We start from the raw sequence: 17,920 nt of genomic DNA, 5'->3' as shown, positions 1-17,920 counted from the left end.
ACTATTGATGATTTTCTTAGCTATATCCCATTCATTCTCTTTCCATTCACAAAATGTATTTAATTTATAAAACCCCTTGATATGATCAATACTTGCGCTATTATGACGATAAGTCAGAAATGACGAAGCGTCACAAAATGGTTAACTACATGAATTTACTATTCGTGTTAATATATTGGATAGGAGTGTTTTAAATACTGGCGAAGCTTAGATAACGGCTAAGCTCATATACGGACTAAAAAATTATGTTTGGCTTTGGTTGTAAAGGCGATAAACAAGGTATCTTTGGTTGCAAAGGCGTGTTGTCTAAAAAGCAGCAGTCTATTGCAGACCGAGAAGTAGAGTTGATGTTGTTAGCAAAAGATCTGGTTCGAGAACAAGGGTTCGGAAACCTCACGATGGACAAGCTAACGGCAGCGAGCTCTTATTCTAAAGGTACGATATACAATCACTTTTGCAGCAAAGAAGACGTCGTTTTAGCGTTATGTATTCACTCTCTCAAGACAGAAGCAATGATGTTTGCTCGCTCTGGAGAGTTTGAAGGCAACACACGTGAAAAGATCGTCGCATTGCACGTTGCTTACCGAATCTATGCTCGCATGGAACCGGTACTATCAACCTGTGCGATCATGGCTAAAAGCCCGTGGGTACTAGAGAAAGCGTCTAGTGCACGCGTCGCCGAGATGAATGAACTGGAAGAGTTGGTGATTGAACAATGCGACTCTATGGTTAACCAAGCGGTAGAAGCGGGTGACCTAAAGTTCTCTTCTGGCGTTGGCTCAGATGCCATCGTTTTTGCTAACTGGTCAATCGCATTTGGTTCAAATGCCTTGTCACAGAACGCATCAAACAGTCATTGTATTAAGCGGTTACAAGACCCGTATTCAGTATTACACAACGCGAACATGATTCTAGACGGCCTAAATTGGCAGCCCCTTTCTAGTGACTGGGATTACCGCAAGACTTGGCGTCGTGTAGAACAAGAACTGTTCAGTGAAGAGATCGCTTACTTAGAGTCTGTAGGTCGATAGCTTCCGTTAAGCCCACACATGTGGGTTTATTAATAACCATTTTTGACGATTCGTCACAAACTTGAGACTGACCGACTGTGGTTGCTGTTTTCTTGAGTGTTTGACTAAGCATTGTGTCTTTTGTCAGCTTCGGCTGGCTTTTTATGACACAAATATGACGAATCGTCACAAATGGAGACTGTGATGAAACATGACAGCCAGAAGCCCACGTTCGATCAGCAAAACCGAGATAACCCTAATGCCGATAGCGCAAACACAGATCTAAACAGTTGGCACTCAATACCTACCAAGCGTTCGTTTATCGTTCTGCTGGTGGTGTTTTCAATCATCATTCTCTCTGCATTAGGGGCTAAGAACCTCTACTTTAGAGGGGACTACAACATCTTCTTCGAAGGCACCAACAAGCAGTTGATGGCGTTCGATGAAATCCAAACCACCTTTGCAAAAACCGACAACCTTGCGATTGTTGTCGCACCTGAAGATGGCAATGTCTTCACCCCTGAAACTCTCACCCTGATTCAAAATCTCACGGTTGATGCGTGGCAGATCCCGTATTCAAGCCGTGTCGATTCCCTTGCTAATTATCAGCACACCGAAGCCATTGAAGATGATCTTTTGGTAGAAGACTTGCTGTATGAAGAGTACGAACACACACCAGAACGCATCGCCAAAGTAAAACAGATCGCCCTTAACGAGCCGTTGCTTAAGAATGCCTTGGTGTCGGCCTCTGGCGATGTGACGATTGTGAACGTCACCGTGCAACTGCCAGAAATGGACAAAACCGCAGAAGTGCAAGAGGTGATTGCGGCAATCAATACCATGATCGGCAAGTACCAAGCTCAGTATCCTAATGTCGAATTCCATAAAGCGGGCATCATAGCCATGAACAACGCATTTATGACTTCGGCTCAAGAAGACAGCTCAACGCTCGTTCCCTTAATGCTGTTGGTGGTACTGGTGTTCCTGACCTTTATGCTGCGCTCGTTCTTTAGTGTGGTGGCGACGCTCATTGTGATCATCTCTTCGATTGTTGCCACCATGGGATTGTCTGGTTGGGCAGGGATGTTCTTGAGTACCGCAACCGTGAATGTGCCAACCTTGGTTTTAACTTTGGCGGTGGCTGATTGTGTTCACGTGATTGTGACCATGAGACAAGCGATGCAGCGCGGTATGGAGAAAGCACAAGCCATTCAATACAGCATCAAGCTCAATGCGATGCCGATTCTGATCACCTCGGTGACCACTGCGATTGGTTTCCTGATGATGAACATGTCGGACTCACCAGTGCTGCGTGATTTCGGTAACTTATCGGCACTGGGTGTACTTATTGCGTGCTTCTTGTCTGTGACTATGTTGCCAGCGTTGCTAAAACTGCTGCCAGTCAAACGTCTACCTGCCAACCCTAAGGCGGCAGACAAAGTCACCTTCATGGATAAGCTGGGCGATTTTGTCGTAACTAACCGTAAAGCACTGCTGCCGATTTCTACGCTAGTGATTGTTGGCGCTGCCGCGTTAATTCCGCTCAACAAAGTCAATGATGAATCGGTGAAGTATTTCGATACCTCAAGTGAATTCAGACAAGCGGCTGACTTCATGGAAGAGACCGTAAGCGGCATGACAACCCTCAGTATCGCAGTGAAAACTAACGAGTCTCAAGCGATTGCTGATCCTGTGTTCTTGCAAGCAATTGGTGACTTTACTAAGTGGCTACGCGTTCAACCAGAAACTGACCATGTGGCAACGCTTTCTGATGTTTATATGCGTTTGAACAAGAATATGCATGCCGACGACGACAGCTACTACAAGCTACCGCTGAACCGTGAACTTGCCGCGCAATATCTGCTGCTTTACGAAATGTCTCTGCCGTACGGCTTGGACTTGAACAACCAGATCAACGTCGATAAATCATCGATCAAAATGGTACTCACCGTCGATAACCTTGGCAGCGTTGAGCTAGTCGAACTCGAAGAGCGCATTTACTCATGGTTTGCAGCCAATGCACCGCAATATGAAGTGGTGGCTTCGAGCCCGTCACTGATGTTTGCTCATATTGGCGAAACCAACATGGCGAGCATGCTATCAACTTTGCCTATCACCCTAGTGCTTATCTCTGGCTTGATGATCTTTGCATTGCGCTCGGTTCGCTTAGGCATGATCAGCCTAGTGCCCAACATTGCGCCTGCGATCATTGGCTTTGGTTTATGGGCGCTTATCTCAGGTGAAATCAACCTCGGTTTGTCAGTCGTGGTCACGCTCACGTTGGGTATCGTGGTTGATGATGCGGTGCACTTCTTGAGTAAATACCAGCGCGCAAGAATCGAAGGGAAATCAGCAGAAGAAGCGGTTCGATACGCTTTCCACACCGTAGGTCGCGCTTTGTGGATCACCACTGTTGTGCTAGTGGCCGGTTTCTCTGTACTGGCGATGTCGAGCTTCAGACTCAACTCCGACATGGGCTTACTCAGCGCGATTGTGATTTTCATTGCGCTGGTGGTCGATTTCATCTTGCTACCAAGCTTACTGATGATCTTCGACAAACAGACCCACTATTCAGCTAAAACTCAGCACGAATCAAAGCCAGATACCAAGTCGCAGCCTAGATCGACAGCCGAACTGACTACTTCGACCAAATAAGGAAACGTCGGCCTGCTGCGGTGGGCTGACTCAAGGAGATATTTATGAAAAGCGTTAAACAAACATTCGCTACTACATTACTTACTGTTAGCTCGTTGGCACTGAGCACATTCGCCGCTTTCCCAGCGTTAGCAGACCCTGCGAAAGGCTTAGAAATTGCCGAGCAACGTAAAGCGGTCGATGTCGGGTGGGGCGATTCTGTCGCAACCATGGAAATGCTACTTCGCAACAAGCAGGGCGAAAGCAGTACACGTCTGATGCGATTGAAATCTTTGGAAGTCGATGACGATGGCGACAAAGGCTTAACCATTTTTGATGAACCACGCGACGTAAAAGGCACGGCTTTCCTAAACCATTCGCACATCACCAAATCCGATGACCAGTGGTTGTATCTTCCTGCACTCAAGCGTGTAAAACGCATCTCTTCACGCAACAAATCTGGCCCGTTTATGGGCAGTGAATTTGCGTATGAGGACTTAAGCTCGTTTGAACTTGAAAAGTACACCTTCAACTACATTGAAGACGCGAAACTGGAAGGCGTAGACACCTTTGTTTTAGAGCAAGTACCGACCGATAAAAACTCAGGCTACACCATGCAAAAGGTATGGCTAGACCAACAGCACTACCGCCCAATGAAAGTCGAGTTTTACGACCGCAAAGGCGCACTGCTTAAAACTCTATCGTTCCAAGATTACAAACAGTACCTAAACCAATACTGGCGCGCACACACCATGGCGATGCAAAACCATCAAACAGGCAAAAGCACCGTATTAACCACGACAGATTTAGTGTTCCAGACCGGTCTTAAAGACAAGGATTTCCAAAAGAACACACTAAAACGTGCGAAATAAGGCAGGAATATGAAAAGGATTGTGGCAACAGGAACCCAATTATCCTTAACCTTGGCGGCGACCGTCGGGCTTATGCAGGTGTCGTTGCCTTGTGTGGCGGCAGGCTTTAGTCCTGATATCGCAGGGCAGGTTAACCTTGAACATAGGCAGTTCTTTAGCGACGGCTTACAAGGGCAAGACAAAGGACAAAGCTCACTGGTGTTGCAGCCAGAGTTTTACTGGGAGCAACAAGAGGGCAACGGCAGCATTACCTTCACCCCGTTTTATCGCCTAGACAGTGAAGACGATGAACGAACTCATGGTGATATTCGCGAAGCCTTGTATTTAACCTATTGGGATGATTACGAACTGCGAGCGGGTGTTGGAAAGGTATTTTGGGGCGTAACCGAATCGGCGCATTTAGTGGATGTGGTAAACCAGACCGATGCCATTGAATCGGTCGATGGCGAATCCAAGTTAGGTCAGCCTATGGTGCACTTCACCTCGATAAAAGAGTGGGGCACCATAGACGCCATGTTACTGCCGTATTTTCGTGAGCGTACCTTCGCCGGGGAAGACGGTCGATTAAGACCAACGGTACCTGTTTCGGACGATGCGCTTTACGAATCTTCGCGAGAAGAAAAGCACGTCGATGTGGCATTGCGTTATAGCCAAATGTACGGCGATTGGGATGTCGGTTTAAGTTATTTAGGTGGTACGAACCGTGACCCTTATTACCGTGTGGAAGGCAATCAACTCAAGCCGTATTACGCGCAAATGCAGCACTTCGGACTCGATGTTCAAGGCATTATCGGTGACTGGTTATGGAAGCTGGAAAGCATTTATCGCGACAGCTACGACAACCATACCGGCGTGGCGACAGGCTTTGAATACACTTGGGTAGGGGCGCTTGAATCGTACTGGGACATCGGCTTCATCGCTGAATACCTGTATGACAGCCGAGGCAACAATGCCCAAACCATCGGCCAAAATGATGTGTTCCTTGGCGCCCGTTTCGCTTTGAACGATGAAGACGGCACCGAAGTGCTTACTGGTATCACTCAAGACTTAGATAACAGTGATGTCTACAGTGCCAAGCTAGAGGCATCGAGCCGTATTAACAACAATCTCAAGTGGCGACTGAATGCTTGGTTGTTTGAGAACGAAACCCCAGAGGACTTGTTGTTCTTCGCACGCAAGGATGACTTTGTTGAGATGGCGTTGGAATATTATTTCTAATGTTAGCTTCGTGGGGCGTTCCTGTTGGGGGGGACGTCTCAAATTTAAGATGAGCCATATTTAGAATGTTCAAAGTCGTCTTTTTATAAAGTGGATCAAACAATCGAATAAACCTACAGGTAAAATGGTTATATTTTTTCAGTATCTATAACCTCCGAATATGCATGTAAATCGTGCTGGTGGTATCGGCCTTAAGGGATTTATGAATTCATTTAATTGGGATAAAAACTTTGAAACAGGCATTGGTGTTGTAGATGAACAGCATCAATATCTTGTTGGTATTATCAACCACTACGGAAATCTGTTGTCAGAGAACACTATCTCTATCGACGACATAAACGTCGCTTTACTCGATCTCACATGCTATGCCGAATTTCACTTTAAAGAAGAAGAATCTTTGATGAGAGATTGCGGTGTGTATGAGCGACACATTGAAGAGCATATCAAAGTGCATCGTGTATTTATGCAAGATATCTACAGTATGCAAGCTTTCATCATGGAAGAAGATCAGTCGTCAGCACGGCAGTTACTTGATTTATTGATCCACTGGCTTGCTTACCACATCCTCGGCATCGACCAAAACATGGCGCGACAAATGACCGCGATAGAAGAGGGCGCGACACCTCTGCAAGCCTTTGAAGCGGAAGAAAAGCAGCAAGATTCTGCGACTGTCCCGCTGTTGGCTGCGCTTAACGGCCTGTTTGAACAAGTCTCTGAACGAAACAAACAGTTGTTACGCTTCAACCAGTTACTCGAAGATAAAGTTGAGGAACGTACGGCAGAATTAAAACGAGCGAATAAGAGACTTGAAGAACTGTCATTAACCGACTCTCTTACTAATTTGCATAACCGTCGTAGTGCTTTTAAACAGTTAGCGCTGCATTGGCAAGACTCCAAAGAACTGGGCATGCCTTTAGTGTGTATTATGATTGATGCCGACCACTTCAAGCGCATTAATGACACCAGCGGCCATGATGCAGGCGACTTGGTGCTACAAACCCTCTCGCGTGAACTGAAAAACACGTTCCGTAATGATGATATTGTTTGCCGGTTAGGTGGCGATGAGTTCTTGGTTATTTGCCCAAACACCGACCTTAAAGGTGGGATGTACATCGCGGAAACCGCTCGACAGAAAGTGTCTGAATTAGAGGTTGAAACCAGTCATCAAGTTTGGATTGGCAGTATTAGTGTCGGTGTCGCTGAAATGACCCAAGAATTCGAAACCATGAACGAATTGATTAAAGCCGCCGATGAGTCCGTCTATTTAGCGAAAAACGCAGGCAAAAACAGCGTTTGTTCTATTCAGATCTAGCCTTCAGGTCATTTCCAAATTAAGAAGTGGAACCTGTAATTGTTCCACTTCTTCCTATTCCTCATTAATATCCTGTTAAATTTGCCGTGTTTTTAGTCAATAACTTGCTCTTTTAGCGATTCAATTTGGCATTGGTAGCGTGTTTGATTACTATGTGTAGCTATCTAAAAAAACTAATCATCCGATACGGACACTACCAACTGGTAGATGAGGAAATGATGCAACATCTAGAAGAGATCATTGCTAATGCAACGACTGCTATTGATACAGCAGATTCGTTAGTCGCACTTGATGAAGTGCGAGTTCAGTATTTAGGTAAGAAGGGTGAACTAACTCTTCAACTACAAAGCCTAGGTAAACTTCCACCTGAAGAGCGTCGCACTGCTGGTCAAGAGATCAACAAAGCGAAAGGTGCTGTTCAACAAGCGATCGCAGCTCGCAAAGACGCACTACAACGTGCAGAGCTTGAAGCGAAACTAGCTGAAGAAACTATCGATGTGAGCCTACCAGGTCGTCGCATTGAGAACGGTGGTCTTCACCCAGTTACTCGCACTGTTGAGCGTATCGAACAGTTCTTTGGTGAGCTTGGCTTTAGCACTGAGTCTGGCCCTGAGATCGAAGATGCATTCCACAACTTTGATGCACTAAACATCGCAGACGATCACCCAGCTCGTACTGATCACGATACTTTCTTCTTCAACCCTGATCTAATGCTACGTACGCACACTTCTGGTGTTCAAATCCGTACGATGGAAAACGGCAAACCGCCATTCCGCTTCATTGCTCCGGGTCGTGTTTACCGTAACGACTACGATCAAACTCACACGCCAATGTTCCACCAAGTGGAAGGTATGTTAGTTGATGAGAACGTAAACTTCGCACAACTTAAAGGCATTCTTAACGATTTCCTTTGTAACTTCTTTGAAGAAGAAGTTGAAGTGCGTTTCCGTCCTTCATTCTTCCCGTTCACAGAGCCTTCAGCTGAAGTTGACGTGAAACGTAAAGATGGCAAATGGCTAGAAGTTCTAGGCTGTGGCATGGTTCACCCTAACGTACTTCGCTCTGTTGGCATCGACCCTGAGAAATACTCTGGTTTTGCATTCGGTATGGGTGTAGAGCGTCTAACGATGCTTCGTTACGGCGTAAATGACCTTCGTGCGTTCTTCGAGAACGACCTTCGTTTCCTTAAACAATTCAAGTAATCCGGGGCAGTCGAAACTATGAAATTCAGTGAATCTTGGCTACGCGAGTGGGTTAAACCTGCAATTAACAGCGAAGAGCTAGCTCACCAAATCACTATGGCTGGTTTGGAAGTTGACGATGTAGAACCTGTTGCGGGTGTTTTCACCGGCGTTAAAGTAGGTAAAGTGGTTGAGTGCGGTCAGCACCCAGACGCAGACAAACTACAAGTAACTAAAATTGATATCGGCGAAGAAGAGCTGTTAGACATCGTATGTGGTGCATCTAACTGTCGTCTTGGCCTAACTGTAGCAGTAGCAACAGTTGGCGCAGTACTGCCTGGTAACTTCAAAATCAAGAAAGCAAAACTACGTGGCGTTCCATCGCACGGCATGCTTTGTTCTTTCTCTGAGCTAGGTATCGACGTAGAGTCTGACGGCATCCTTGAGCTGCCAGAAGGCACAACGCTAGGTATGGACGTACGTGAGCTTCTTGAGCTTAACGACGTAACTATCGATGTAGACTTAACAGCAAACCGCGCAGACTGCTTCAGCATCCGTGGCCTTGCTCGTGAAGTTGGCGTACTAAACCGCGCAGACGTTACAGAGCCAACAGTTGAAGCTGTTGCAACAAGCATTGAAGACACAGTATCTGTTGAAATTAAAGCAACTGATGCTTGTCCACGTTACCTTGGCCGTGTGGTTAAGAACGTAAACGTGAAAGCGGAAACACCAATCTGGATGCAAGAAAAACTGCGCCGTTGTGGTATCCGTTCAATCGACCCAGTTGTAGACATCACAAACTACGTGATGCTAGAGCAAGGCCAACCAATGCACGCATTTGATCTCGCTAAGATCGAAGGCGGTATCGTGGTTCGTCTAGCAGAGCAGGGCGAAAAGCTAACACTTCTAGATGGCAACGAAGCTGAACTAAACAGCAACACACTTGTTATCGCAGACCACAACAAAGCACTAGCAATCGCTGGTATCTTTGGCGGTCAAGATTCAGGTGTTACGACTGAAACAACAGACGTACTTCTTGAAGCTGCATTCTTCGCACCGGATCACATCCGTGGTCGCGCACGTGCTTACGGCCTTCACACAGATTCTTCTCTACGTTTCGAACGTGGTGTTGATTCAACACTTCAAGCAGCAGCAATGGAGCGTGCAACACAGCTTCTAGTTGAAATCTGCGGTGGTGAAGTTGCGCCAGTAAACGGCAGCGAATCTGAAGCCTCACTTCCTAAAGCAAACGTAGTTGCTCTACGTCGCGCTAAGCTAGACAGCCTACTAGGTCACGAAATCCCATCTACAGACGTAGTGGAAATTCTTACTCGCCTAGGTTGTGAAGTTGAAAGCACTGATGGTGGTTGGACGGCAACGTCTCCATCTTGGCGTTTTGATATCGCAATCGAGCAAGACCTAATTGAAGAAGTAGGTCGTATCTATGGTTACGATAACATTCCAAACCAAGCGCCTAAAGCGGCACTTAAAATGAATGACCACAAAGAAGCTAACCAACCGCTTAAGCGCGTTCGTGACCTTCTTGTAGACCGTGGCTACCACGAAGCAATCACATACAGCTTCGTAGAACCAGAACAGCAAAAATTGGTTGTTCCTGGTGTTGAGCCGCTAATCCTGCCATTCCCAATCTCTGCGGACATGTCAGCAATGCGTCTTGGCCTAATCCAAGGTCTACTAAACACAGTTGTTCACAACCAGAAGCGTCAACAGTCTCGCGTTCGTCTATTCGAATCAGGCCTACGTTTCATCCCTGAAGCAACGGCTGAAAACGGCATGCGCCAAGAAATGATGCTTGCGGGCGTTATCTCTGGTACTCGTGGCGAAGAGCACTGGGACATTGCAACTAACACTGTAGATTTCTTCGATCTTAAAGGTGACCTAGAAGCCGTTCTTGAGCTTTCTGCAAACGAAATCGCATACAGCTTCAAAGCAGCTAAGCACCCAGCACTTCACCCAGGTCAAACTGCGGCTATCGTCGTAGACGGCAAAGAAGTGGGTATCATTGGTACTGTTCACCCAGAACTAGAGCGTAAGTTTGGTCTAAACGGCCGCACTATCGTATTCGAAATCGAATGGGCAGCTATCAACACTCGCGTGCTTCCAGAAGCAGTAGCCGTATCTAAGTTCCCTGCAAACCGTCGTGATATCGCAGTAGTTGTTGACGAAGCAGTTGCTTCTGGCGACATCGTAGCAGCGTGTATCGCAGCTGGTGGTGAATTCCTAACAGGCGCTAAACTGTTCGACGTATACGTTGGTCAAGGCGTTGAAGAAGGTAAGAAGAGCCTAGCAATCGCACTTAGCCTACAGTCTGTAGAGCGCACACTTGAAGATGCAGACATCGCTGGTTCAGTAGATGCTATCGTAGCTTCAATCTCAGAGAAATTCGGCGCTGCACTTCGCGACTAATCTCTTCTGATAGATAGAAAACCAAAGGCCTCGCATTGCGAGGCCTTTTTTGTTTTTTACATTATATGGTTTGGGGTAGTGAACCATTAAAATTGAAGCTTCAAACAAATTTCTTAGGGAAAATTCAGTACAGAATTATCGAGATTGACCACCAAATTAGGTGTTTAGTTGAAACGATTATTGATGAGGAAAAACAAGGTTGATTTGAATCAGTGCATGAAACTTAGACTAAGCATGTACTAGTTAGTGAGCGTCAAAACATTTTTCGCAGATCATTCTAGTTGAACTGTCAAAACTAGATAATAAAACTAGCGGCTGAGTAATGGGACTGGTAGCATACATCCAAATTTATAATCTTTAAATCAAGACTTTATGACGGAAAATCTTTTTGAACGCTTACACAAAGACACAAAAATTGTGGCGAATGCTAGGTTCAACAACAGCAAAAGGTTAGCTAAAAAAACGTGGTGGTCATTGTTTTCGATATCATCGATCTCAATTGCGCTCATATTGTTAACTATTGCTGAGAACACGGTAGGATTAAAATTTGTCGAACCTATAATATTGGTTGATTTAAGTGTGCCAAACTGGATATTTACGACACTTTCATCGATCATAATACTTGCATTATCTATTGCGATATCATCTGCAAGACTTGATGTTCAATACGAAAAAATGCATGACTCTGCAATCCGTATTAACAATGTGGCAAGACAGATTGAAGCAAGGAAAGAGTCTGAACAGTTTAACTTATATACACACTCGCTAAACGAATATCAAAGAATTATATCTGAGAACCCAGTAAATCATGAAGATATTGATTTCCTAATTGCAAAGTCTGAAGTTAATAAAAAAATGGGTAATAGATATTTATTTAGGAAACATATAACCCAAAAATTCTGTCTAATTCCTTACTATTTAATAACTTTGGTTTCTCTTAATGTAATAATATCGATACTTAGCAAGGTAACTTTAAGAATATGTTAAGGCAAGACTTTACTGTTAACTCTTTACTAAGAGTTACGACTAAAAATGAAATAATAAAGTTTGATCTTGGTCGTGATAAAGATGAGTATAAAGAAAATTTGGAACAATACTCAAGTTCAATAAACAGTTCTTCGTTTAAAATTGAAAACGTTAAAATAACAAAGATCAATTCAAAACCTGTTTTTTATACTGACTTACCTGAAGAACATTACTGTATTAAAAAAATCTCTTCTGATATGAAGAGGTTATATAAAATTAGAACTATAAATCGAGATGACATATCAGAACAAGTATTGAGGATTCTTGAAACTTCATCTGATTATGGAATAATTAGAGTTGATATTAAATCATTTTATGAATCAATAAGTTATGAGAGTATTCTTGGTAAATTGAAATCAGATAAGTTGCTAGCATCGAAATCCTTAGGATTTTTAAATGACTTATTAGCGTTGAAATCTCAGGGGTTACCAAGAGGCTTGTCTGTTAGTCCTATATTATCTGAGATATTCATGAGAAGTATAGATTTCAAAATAAGAGAAATACCTGGGGTTTATTATTACTCGCGCTATGTTGATGATATATTTATTTTCACAAGTAAAGAGTATTCTTTAGTCGAAGAGAAGTTGATAAATTTACTGCGAGAATATGACTTAAAAACAAACAATAAAACATTCGTTCATAATATACCTAGAGTTTGTGTTTCATCAAAATTTGAAGTTAGCTTCGATTATCTTGGTTATAAATATATCGTTACGTCTAATATGTATGATAAAAAACGTGTTGTTAGCGTGGTTTTATCTGATGATAAAGTGAGAAAAATAAAAACCAGAATAGTTCACTCCCTAATAGATAGGGCTATGACAAAAAACTCCACGACTTATCATAAAGACCTCCTTGAGAAAAGGCTTGATGTTCTCTCTGGTAATTATCCTATCTCAAGTAGTAAAGGGAGAACAGGGGAACTAAAAGGGGGTATATTTTATAGTAACAGATTGGTAAATAAATCAGGCGTTTTTGAAGAATTTAATGATTTTCTAAGACGATCATTATATAGCAAGAAGAATAATTTCTTTGGAAGGGCTATGAGGAGTATCCCCTCTTCGGAGAAATTGAACTTAAGAAATATTTGTTTTAAAAATGGATTTGTAAATAAAAAATACATTTCTCTTACAGATAAAGAAATGAGCACTATCAAGCGGTGCTGGGAAAACAAAAATCATAAGAAAAAAGTATGACTAAGACGAAGATTCCATTAGAAAAAAGAGATTTTTCCAGAGCAATATTGACAGATTCTCTACCTTATGAAGTTCCTTTCATTTTAACTAATGAAGGGTTCTATAAAACAGTGAAGGAAAAATCACTAATAGAGAGTAATCGTTTTCTTAAAGGGATATTGCATAATGAAAGTGATGTTGGTACTAACCCATTAGTTTATAAAATCACAAAAGATAGTGAGTCGGAAAGAAGTTTATTTCTGGTTCATCCAAGTACGCAGATAAAAGTCTCTAGATTATACAAAGATTATAATCAACTAATTACTCACCTATGTACAAGAAGTACATTTTCTTTAAGATACCCTTCAAAAATAGCACATGCATACTATAGTAAAGAAAAAAAAGATGATGTGGTTCCTGAAGAAAAATTTAAAGATGAAGGTGTTGGTATCGATGGCGACAAGGAACCAGTATATGCTAGTACATTCTTTGAATACAAAGACGTAAGTTTTTTATATAAATTTTATGACTCTTATCAATTTCATCGCATAGAAAAGAAATTTGATAAGCTATTTAAATTTGATATAGCAAAGTGTTTTTCATCTATTTCAACTTTCCAACTTTCTAAATCTATTAGGGACATTGAAAGTTTTAATAAATCTAGAAATCACCACAGTTTCGAATCTGTGTTTGAAAGTTTGATGAATACGTCAAATCTTGGGAACTCACATGGAATAGTTGTAGGTCCTGAATTTTCGCGTATATTTTCCGAAATATTACTTCAATCAATAGATGTAGAGATAAAAAGCAAATTAGCATTCAATAGCAACTTAGAAGAAAAGTTAATTGAAAATAGCGATTATGTTATTAAGAGATACGTTGACGATTATTTCCTTTTTTATAATGATGAAAAGGTAAGAAGAAAAGTTTACGACACTGTAATTTGTGAACTTGAAAAATATAAACTTTATTGTAATGAGTCAAAAAACAAAAAGTTTAATGTCCCATTTATTACAGGCGTTACAATAGCCAAACAACAATATAATAAATTAATTAGCGACCTGTTCTCTAAATTTGATTACCTAGATGGTGAGCCAAAGCTAAAAGGTATATCTTTGCCTATGAATAGATATTATCAAATAGCTAACCAAATAATCACAGATATTAAATGCATTGTTTACAACAATAATATATCTTACTCTAGTATTACAGGTTATTATTTTACATTGGCAAGAATTAAGGTTTCAGAAATAGATGAGCACATTTCTGATTTCAAAGATTCCAAAGAGCAATGTGACAAAATTACAAACTTTCTACTGATTATCATAGAGTTGTCATTCTTTGTTCATTCAATGGATTTTAGGGTGAGGAGTACTTATCTCATATCTCAAATTATCATAATCATTAATAGGATTTCATTGAGTTTAGGAGGTTCTAATTCTGAGCTAATAAAGAAAAAGATTTATGATGAATCTTATTTAGCTATTAAGTCCTCAATTAAGAAGCAAACATTAAAAGATATAGAATGTTTGAATTTACTAATTGCTATCCGAGATATTGATATTGAATATCAGCTTGCAAAAAATGTCGTTGAAGAAATTATCAGGTTAAATGTGCCGAGTAACACAAACTATTTTAGTTTGATGACATGTTTATTTTATATACAAAACAAGAAAGAATATCTATCTACACGAAAGAAAGTTTTTGAATGTATAATTGATAAACTTAGTAACGACTATTTTACAGTTATAAATGACTCAGAGCTTGCACATATATTTCTTGATTCACTGAGATGTCCATTTCTTACAGATAACATGAAACTACTGATAGCTAAGGAAGCTCTGAATTGTTTCAACGATGTTTCAGAAGAAGAGATTGTTGAAATTGTAAGCATTGTCTCATCAAGAAACTGGTTTATTGATTGGGATAAGTCGACATCTGAATCAATAGAAAGGCTTTTGATGAAAAAGGAATTGAAATCTCCTTACGGACATTGATACAATCACTATGCGCGCATTGCAATACCTCTGATTTATTCAGTTGATTTCACACACGAAATAACAACAATGCGCGCACTACTTTTCCCCTTTCTCATAAGCAATTACAATATCTGAATTAATCATTTTGGTATCATACCTGTTTGGTAATTTTTCCTTAATATAAATAGTAATTATTCATCTGATATATCAGTTTTAGATTCTATTATAGCTCTAACTCTTGACCCGTCTACAACTTCACACTTTATAGTGACTATATTGATTGAGAGGAGAGCTTTCTATGCTTCCTCCAAAGTAAGTAGAGAGACACTATGAAACGTTTAATTCTAAACATCACACTCTTGGTATTTATGGCACTTGGTAGTTTTAATGCGATGGCTAATGATTCAACGCTTAAGTATGGTATCGCGATATCTCACGATGGTGAGCAAATTGCGTATGGCAAAAGTGGAGGTGGTGATACAGCGCTGATCTTCATTCACGGCTGGAGTTTAGACAGCAATTCAATACAACATTGACGAAAGCGGTTAAGTCAGTGAAGTAGGGCGTTGTAGTTATTAAAGGGTAGTTAGCCGTTAGATAGATAAAACGAAGGCCTCGCGTGTGTGAGGCCTTTTGTTATTTGGAGGTTTTGCTAGATACATTCATTTCAATTTGTGAGTAATGTTCGCATCGTTCATTCTTTTATGGTCCTTAAACGACGGCCTCATAGTTATATAAATGCTCTATCAACCACCTCTAGATACGTAATTAGTATCACTGTTATTAGTAAGGGCTGACCGAATCTAGTGGTGCTTTCTAATGATAATAATTTTAACTATGTGTTTAGGACGTTCTGCTATGGCTAAGAAAATAATATTCATTCATGGTCGCGCTCAAAAGCCCGATAAAGATTCCCTTCAAGCACTTTGGTATGAGGCTATAGAACATGGCTTGCAGCGAGATTGTGGAGACTCAAGTTCATTACAAGCTTTTAAAGATGTCGATAAACGGTTTGTCTACTACGGTGAACTATCAAACACATTGTTAGAGAAACCAACGGAAGACCCTACAAGTCGACAGCAAGCGCTGTCTGAACTAAAAAAGTACAAGACAAGCCAGTTCAATAAAACAACGTATAACAAGGTATCTAAAATTGGTTTTCTAAAAGAGGCGTTAGCAGATACTTTTTCATCGCTCTTTGGAACGCTAGGTGTGGCCGAGACACTCATAACTAAGGTCGCGCCGGACATGGCGCACTATTGGAATGAAGATACCTATTTTGGCAGTGATGTTAGGCATAGGCTAATGGTTGAACTGAAGGAAGCGCTTGATAATCAGGATGATGTGATGATTGTAGCGCACAGCCTTGGGTCGATGATCAGTTATGACGTGTTATGGAAGCTGTCTCATTACGGAGAGTATAGACACGACTATGGTGCGGATAAGAAGGTCAATTTATTGCTTACGCTTGGGTCACCGTTAGGAGATGAAAACGTAAAAGACCGGCTAAAAGGGAGCCGCTTGAAAGATGAGAAGAAGTACCCTTTAAACATTCAGCAATGGATAAACATATCGGCAGAGGATGATTTTATCTCTCATGACAGCAAAATTAAAAATGACTTCAAGGATATGCTCAAACTGGATCTGATACCCGGCGGAATGAAAGATATCCATCCAGTTTATAACCTCAATATTCGTAACGGAAAAAGCAATCCGCACGCTTCCATCGGTTATCTCATTAATCCTAAATTCATCAAAGTATTGGATGAATGGCTCTCTAGTTGATTTGGTTTACCATCTCAAATTGCTTCGCTGCTTGTTCGTTGGAACGCAGATAAAACAAGGCCTTGCGTGTGCGAGGCCTTTTTGTTTGAACTGTCGAAGCAACTGACTTGGACAATATTAACTACTCTGTGTAGATCGCTATTCCATTCACCGTCTGTTCTGAAACAGGGATTAAGTACTGGTAGTCTGTGCCAACACCTCCCAAAACTACAGAGTTGTTGCTTCCTGTCGCTTGAAGTAAGACCCCATTAGCTCCTAATTTAGCCGCCTGATTTTTTAACTCTTCGATTGCATAGTCGATAGAGCCTTGTTTCGTTACACCTGCATCACTAGATGCATCAACCAAAGCTATTTTTTCATAGTTCTCAGGCGCTTCAAGATAAAGCGTAACCTCTTGAGGTGTAATTGGGTCTCTGGCTTCACCGACTAATATTGCTGAACCAGATGCACAGCCAACTAAAAATAGCGTTATAGAAAGAGCTAAGGCTTTAAAGATATTCATTGGTATTAGGTCTGTTTCTGGAATTAGGCGCGGAGTATAGCGAAATAAGACCATCTTTTAATTGTGTGTATTGTAACAAGTTGCGTTATTGCTTGTGAATCAGATGCATATGAGACTTGACCTATAATCCCCTCCTAACCTCCCCTTGGTTTACATCTCCAATTTCTTGTTGGTAGCGGGAAAGGGGAGGAACTGAATACAGATCGCTACATGTGCAGCGCCAAAGAATGTTCTCCCCCTCGGACGTATATCTAATGAGATCGGTGAACTCCATTTGAGGGGGAGCTAGAGGGGGGAGGTTTGGGTTTAATTGAACCGTTCCACGGAATTTCATTAACTGCGACAAGTCTGTGACTTTGTTTTACTTATTATTCAATCCAACTGGCACAGACCTGATTTGTACATCATCGTCAGCGACAAATAATAATCTCCAATGAATTTATCAAAGAAGTAAAAGCTCCCTGAATACTTATCAATCCCAAAAAATAACATTCTAAAAATGATCGTGTAACAATTTGTTAACGAGTTGTATTGTCTCTGTGTTCTTTGTCTTAGTTGCATATCGTTACCAAGCTCAGAACATACCATTATTTTTGAGGATCTGAATATGAACGGAAAACTAATAGCGGCTTTATCGTTAAAACTTAAGAAGCAAGATATCTCTAGCCAACCTCCAAGACTGGTACGCTCAAATGCTGCTTTTGAACCGAATCCAGCCCCGTCAGAACACCACAAAAAAGAGTCTCGCTAATTAGCTTGCTCCCTCTTAATAAGGCACTCGAGAGAGTGTCTTATTGAA

Annotated in this window: 13 protein-coding genes and 1 pseudogene; 13 read left to right on the top strand and 1 reads right to left on the bottom strand. The window is 41.6% G+C overall.

What is annotated here, in order from left to right; genetic code table 11:
* The first annotated feature begins 245 nt into the window (after positions 1-245).
* The 12 genes and pseudogenes from F0229_RS01890 (at position 246) to F0229_RS01835 (ending at position 16,619) form a co-directional block, all read left to right on the top strand.
* The gene (locus F0229_RS01890; RefSeq protein WP_004741595.1) at positions 246-1,031 is read left to right on the top strand and encodes a TetR/AcrR family transcriptional regulator; all 786 of its coding nucleotides are present in this window, start codon (positions 246-248) and stop codon (positions 1,029-1,031) included.
* 171 nt (positions 1,032-1,202) lie between these two features.
* On the top strand, positions 1,203-3,665 hold the full coding sequence (locus F0229_RS01885; protein WP_253820959.1) for an RND family transporter: 2,463 nt from the start codon (positions 1,203-1,205) through the stop codon (positions 3,663-3,665).
* 44 nt (positions 3,666-3,709) lie between these two features.
* Positions 3,710-4,516: an outer membrane lipoprotein-sorting protein gene (locus tag F0229_RS01880; protein ID WP_017060448.1), complete on the top strand. Its 807-nt coding sequence runs from the start codon at positions 3,710-3,712 to the stop codon at positions 4,514-4,516.
* 9 nt (positions 4,517-4,525) lie between these two features.
* A complete protein-coding gene (locus F0229_RS01875; RefSeq protein WP_017060449.1) occupies positions 4,526-5,734 on the top strand; it encodes a hypothetical protein in 1,209 nt (402 codons plus the stop codon).
* 202 nt (positions 5,735-5,936) lie between these two features.
* A complete protein-coding gene (locus F0229_RS01870; RefSeq protein WP_029235308.1) occupies positions 5,937-7,046 on the top strand; it encodes a GGDEF domain-containing protein in 1,110 nt (369 codons plus the stop codon).
* 218 nt (positions 7,047-7,264) lie between these two features.
* Positions 7,265-8,248 carry a phenylalanine--tRNA ligase subunit alpha gene (gene pheS, locus F0229_RS01865; protein ID WP_004734764.1) on the top strand — a complete coding sequence of 328 codons (984 nt, stop codon included), beginning with the start codon at positions 7,265-7,267 and terminating at the stop codon, positions 8,246-8,248.
* A gap of 18 nt (positions 8,249-8,266) precedes the next feature.
* Positions 8,267-10,654 carry a phenylalanine--tRNA ligase subunit beta gene (gene pheT, locus F0229_RS01860; protein ID WP_171732123.1) on the top strand — a complete coding sequence of 796 codons (2,388 nt, stop codon included), beginning with the start codon at positions 8,267-8,269 and terminating at the stop codon, positions 10,652-10,654.
* A 372-nt stretch (positions 10,655-11,026) separates the two neighbouring features.
* On the top strand, positions 11,027-11,641 hold the full coding sequence (locus tag F0229_RS01855; RefSeq protein WP_171732122.1) for an SLATT domain-containing protein: 615 nt from the start codon (positions 11,027-11,029) through the stop codon (positions 11,639-11,641).
* Complete coding sequence (gene drt3a / locus F0229_RS01850; protein WP_171732121.1) at positions 11,635-12,876, top strand: antiviral reverse transcriptase Drt3a; 1,242 nt, start codon at positions 11,635-11,637, stop codon at positions 12,874-12,876. The genes F0229_RS01855 and drt3a overlap by 7 nt, the downstream gene beginning before the upstream one ends.
* Positions 12,873-14,852 (top strand): antiviral reverse transcriptase Drt3b, encoded by a 1,980-nt coding sequence (gene drt3b, locus F0229_RS01845; protein WP_171732120.1) that lies wholly within the window; start codon positions 12,873-12,875, stop codon positions 14,850-14,852. The genes drt3a and drt3b overlap by 4 nt, the downstream gene beginning before the upstream one ends.
* 311 nt (positions 14,853-15,163) lie before the next feature.
* Positions 15,164-15,367: pseudogene (locus tag F0229_RS01840) on the top strand (hypothetical protein); the annotation flags it as partial.
* Between the two features lie 325 nt (positions 15,368-15,692).
* Entirely contained in the window at positions 15,693-16,619 is a 927-nt protein-coding gene (locus F0229_RS01835; RefSeq protein WP_171732118.1) for a hypothetical protein, read from the top strand.
* Between the two features lie 121 nt (positions 16,620-16,740).
* On the opposite strand, the gene F0229_RS01830 is transcribed toward F0229_RS01835, so the two are convergent.
* Positions 16,741-17,121, bottom strand: a complete 381-nt coding sequence (locus tag F0229_RS01830; protein ID WP_171732117.1) for a hypothetical protein — start codon at positions 17,119-17,121, stop codon at positions 16,741-16,743.
* 607 nt (positions 17,122-17,728) lie between these two features.
* Between F0229_RS01830 and F0229_RS01825 the strand changes: the two genes are divergently transcribed.
* The gene (locus F0229_RS01825) at positions 17,729-17,872 is read left to right on the top strand and encodes a hypothetical protein (protein WP_157938615.1); all 144 of its coding nucleotides are present in this window, start codon (positions 17,729-17,731) and stop codon (positions 17,870-17,872) included.
* Positions 17,873-17,920: the final 48 nt, after the last annotated feature.

It is taken from the genome of Vibrio sp. AIC-3, from assembly GCF_013114515.1.
Lineage (GTDB): Bacteria > Pseudomonadota > Gammaproteobacteria > Enterobacterales > Vibrionaceae > Vibrio > Vibrio crassostreae_C.
Note: the sequence above shows the minus strand (reverse complement) of the source record. Positions and strands in the feature narration are given on the sequence as shown.

What these genes read in the sequence shown, in the direction of transcription:
- F0229_RS01835 (WP_171732118.1), top strand. Translation starts at nt 15,693, where the DNA reads ATGGCTAAGAAAATAATATTCATTCATGGTCGCGCTCAAAAGCCCGAT.
- F0229_RS01885 (WP_253820959.1), top strand. Translation starts at nt 1,203, where the DNA reads ATGGAGACTGTGATGAAACATGACAGCCAGAAGCCCACGTTCGATCAG.
- drt3a (WP_171732121.1), top strand. Translation starts at nt 11,635, where the DNA reads ATGTTAAGGCAAGACTTTACTGTTAACTCTTTACTAAGAGTTACGACT.
- F0229_RS01890 (WP_004741595.1), top strand. Translation starts at nt 246, where the DNA reads ATGTTTGGCTTTGGTTGTAAAGGCGATAAACAAGGTATCTTTGGTTGC.
- F0229_RS01830 (WP_171732117.1), bottom strand. Translation starts at nt 17,121, where the DNA reads ATGAATATCTTTAAAGCCTTAGCTCTTTCTATAACGCTATTTTTAGTT.
- F0229_RS01855 (WP_171732122.1), top strand. Translation starts at nt 11,027, where the DNA reads ATGACGGAAAATCTTTTTGAACGCTTACACAAAGACACAAAAATTGTG.
- pheS (WP_004734764.1), top strand. Translation starts at nt 7,265, where the DNA reads ATGCAACATCTAGAAGAGATCATTGCTAATGCAACGACTGCTATTGAT.
- F0229_RS01880 (WP_017060448.1), top strand. Translation starts at nt 3,710, where the DNA reads ATGAAAAGCGTTAAACAAACATTCGCTACTACATTACTTACTGTTAGC.
- drt3b (WP_171732120.1), top strand. Translation starts at nt 12,873, where the DNA reads ATGACTAAGACGAAGATTCCATTAGAAAAAAGAGATTTTTCCAGAGCA.
- F0229_RS01870 (WP_029235308.1), top strand. Translation starts at nt 5,937, where the DNA reads ATGAATTCATTTAATTGGGATAAAAACTTTGAAACAGGCATTGGTGTT.
- pheT (WP_171732123.1), top strand. Translation starts at nt 8,267, where the DNA reads ATGAAATTCAGTGAATCTTGGCTACGCGAGTGGGTTAAACCTGCAATT.
- F0229_RS01875 (WP_017060449.1), top strand. Translation starts at nt 4,526, where the DNA reads ATGAAAAGGATTGTGGCAACAGGAACCCAATTATCCTTAACCTTGGCG.
- F0229_RS01825 (WP_157938615.1), top strand. Translation starts at nt 17,729, where the DNA reads ATGAACGGAAAACTAATAGCGGCTTTATCGTTAAAACTTAAGAAGCAA.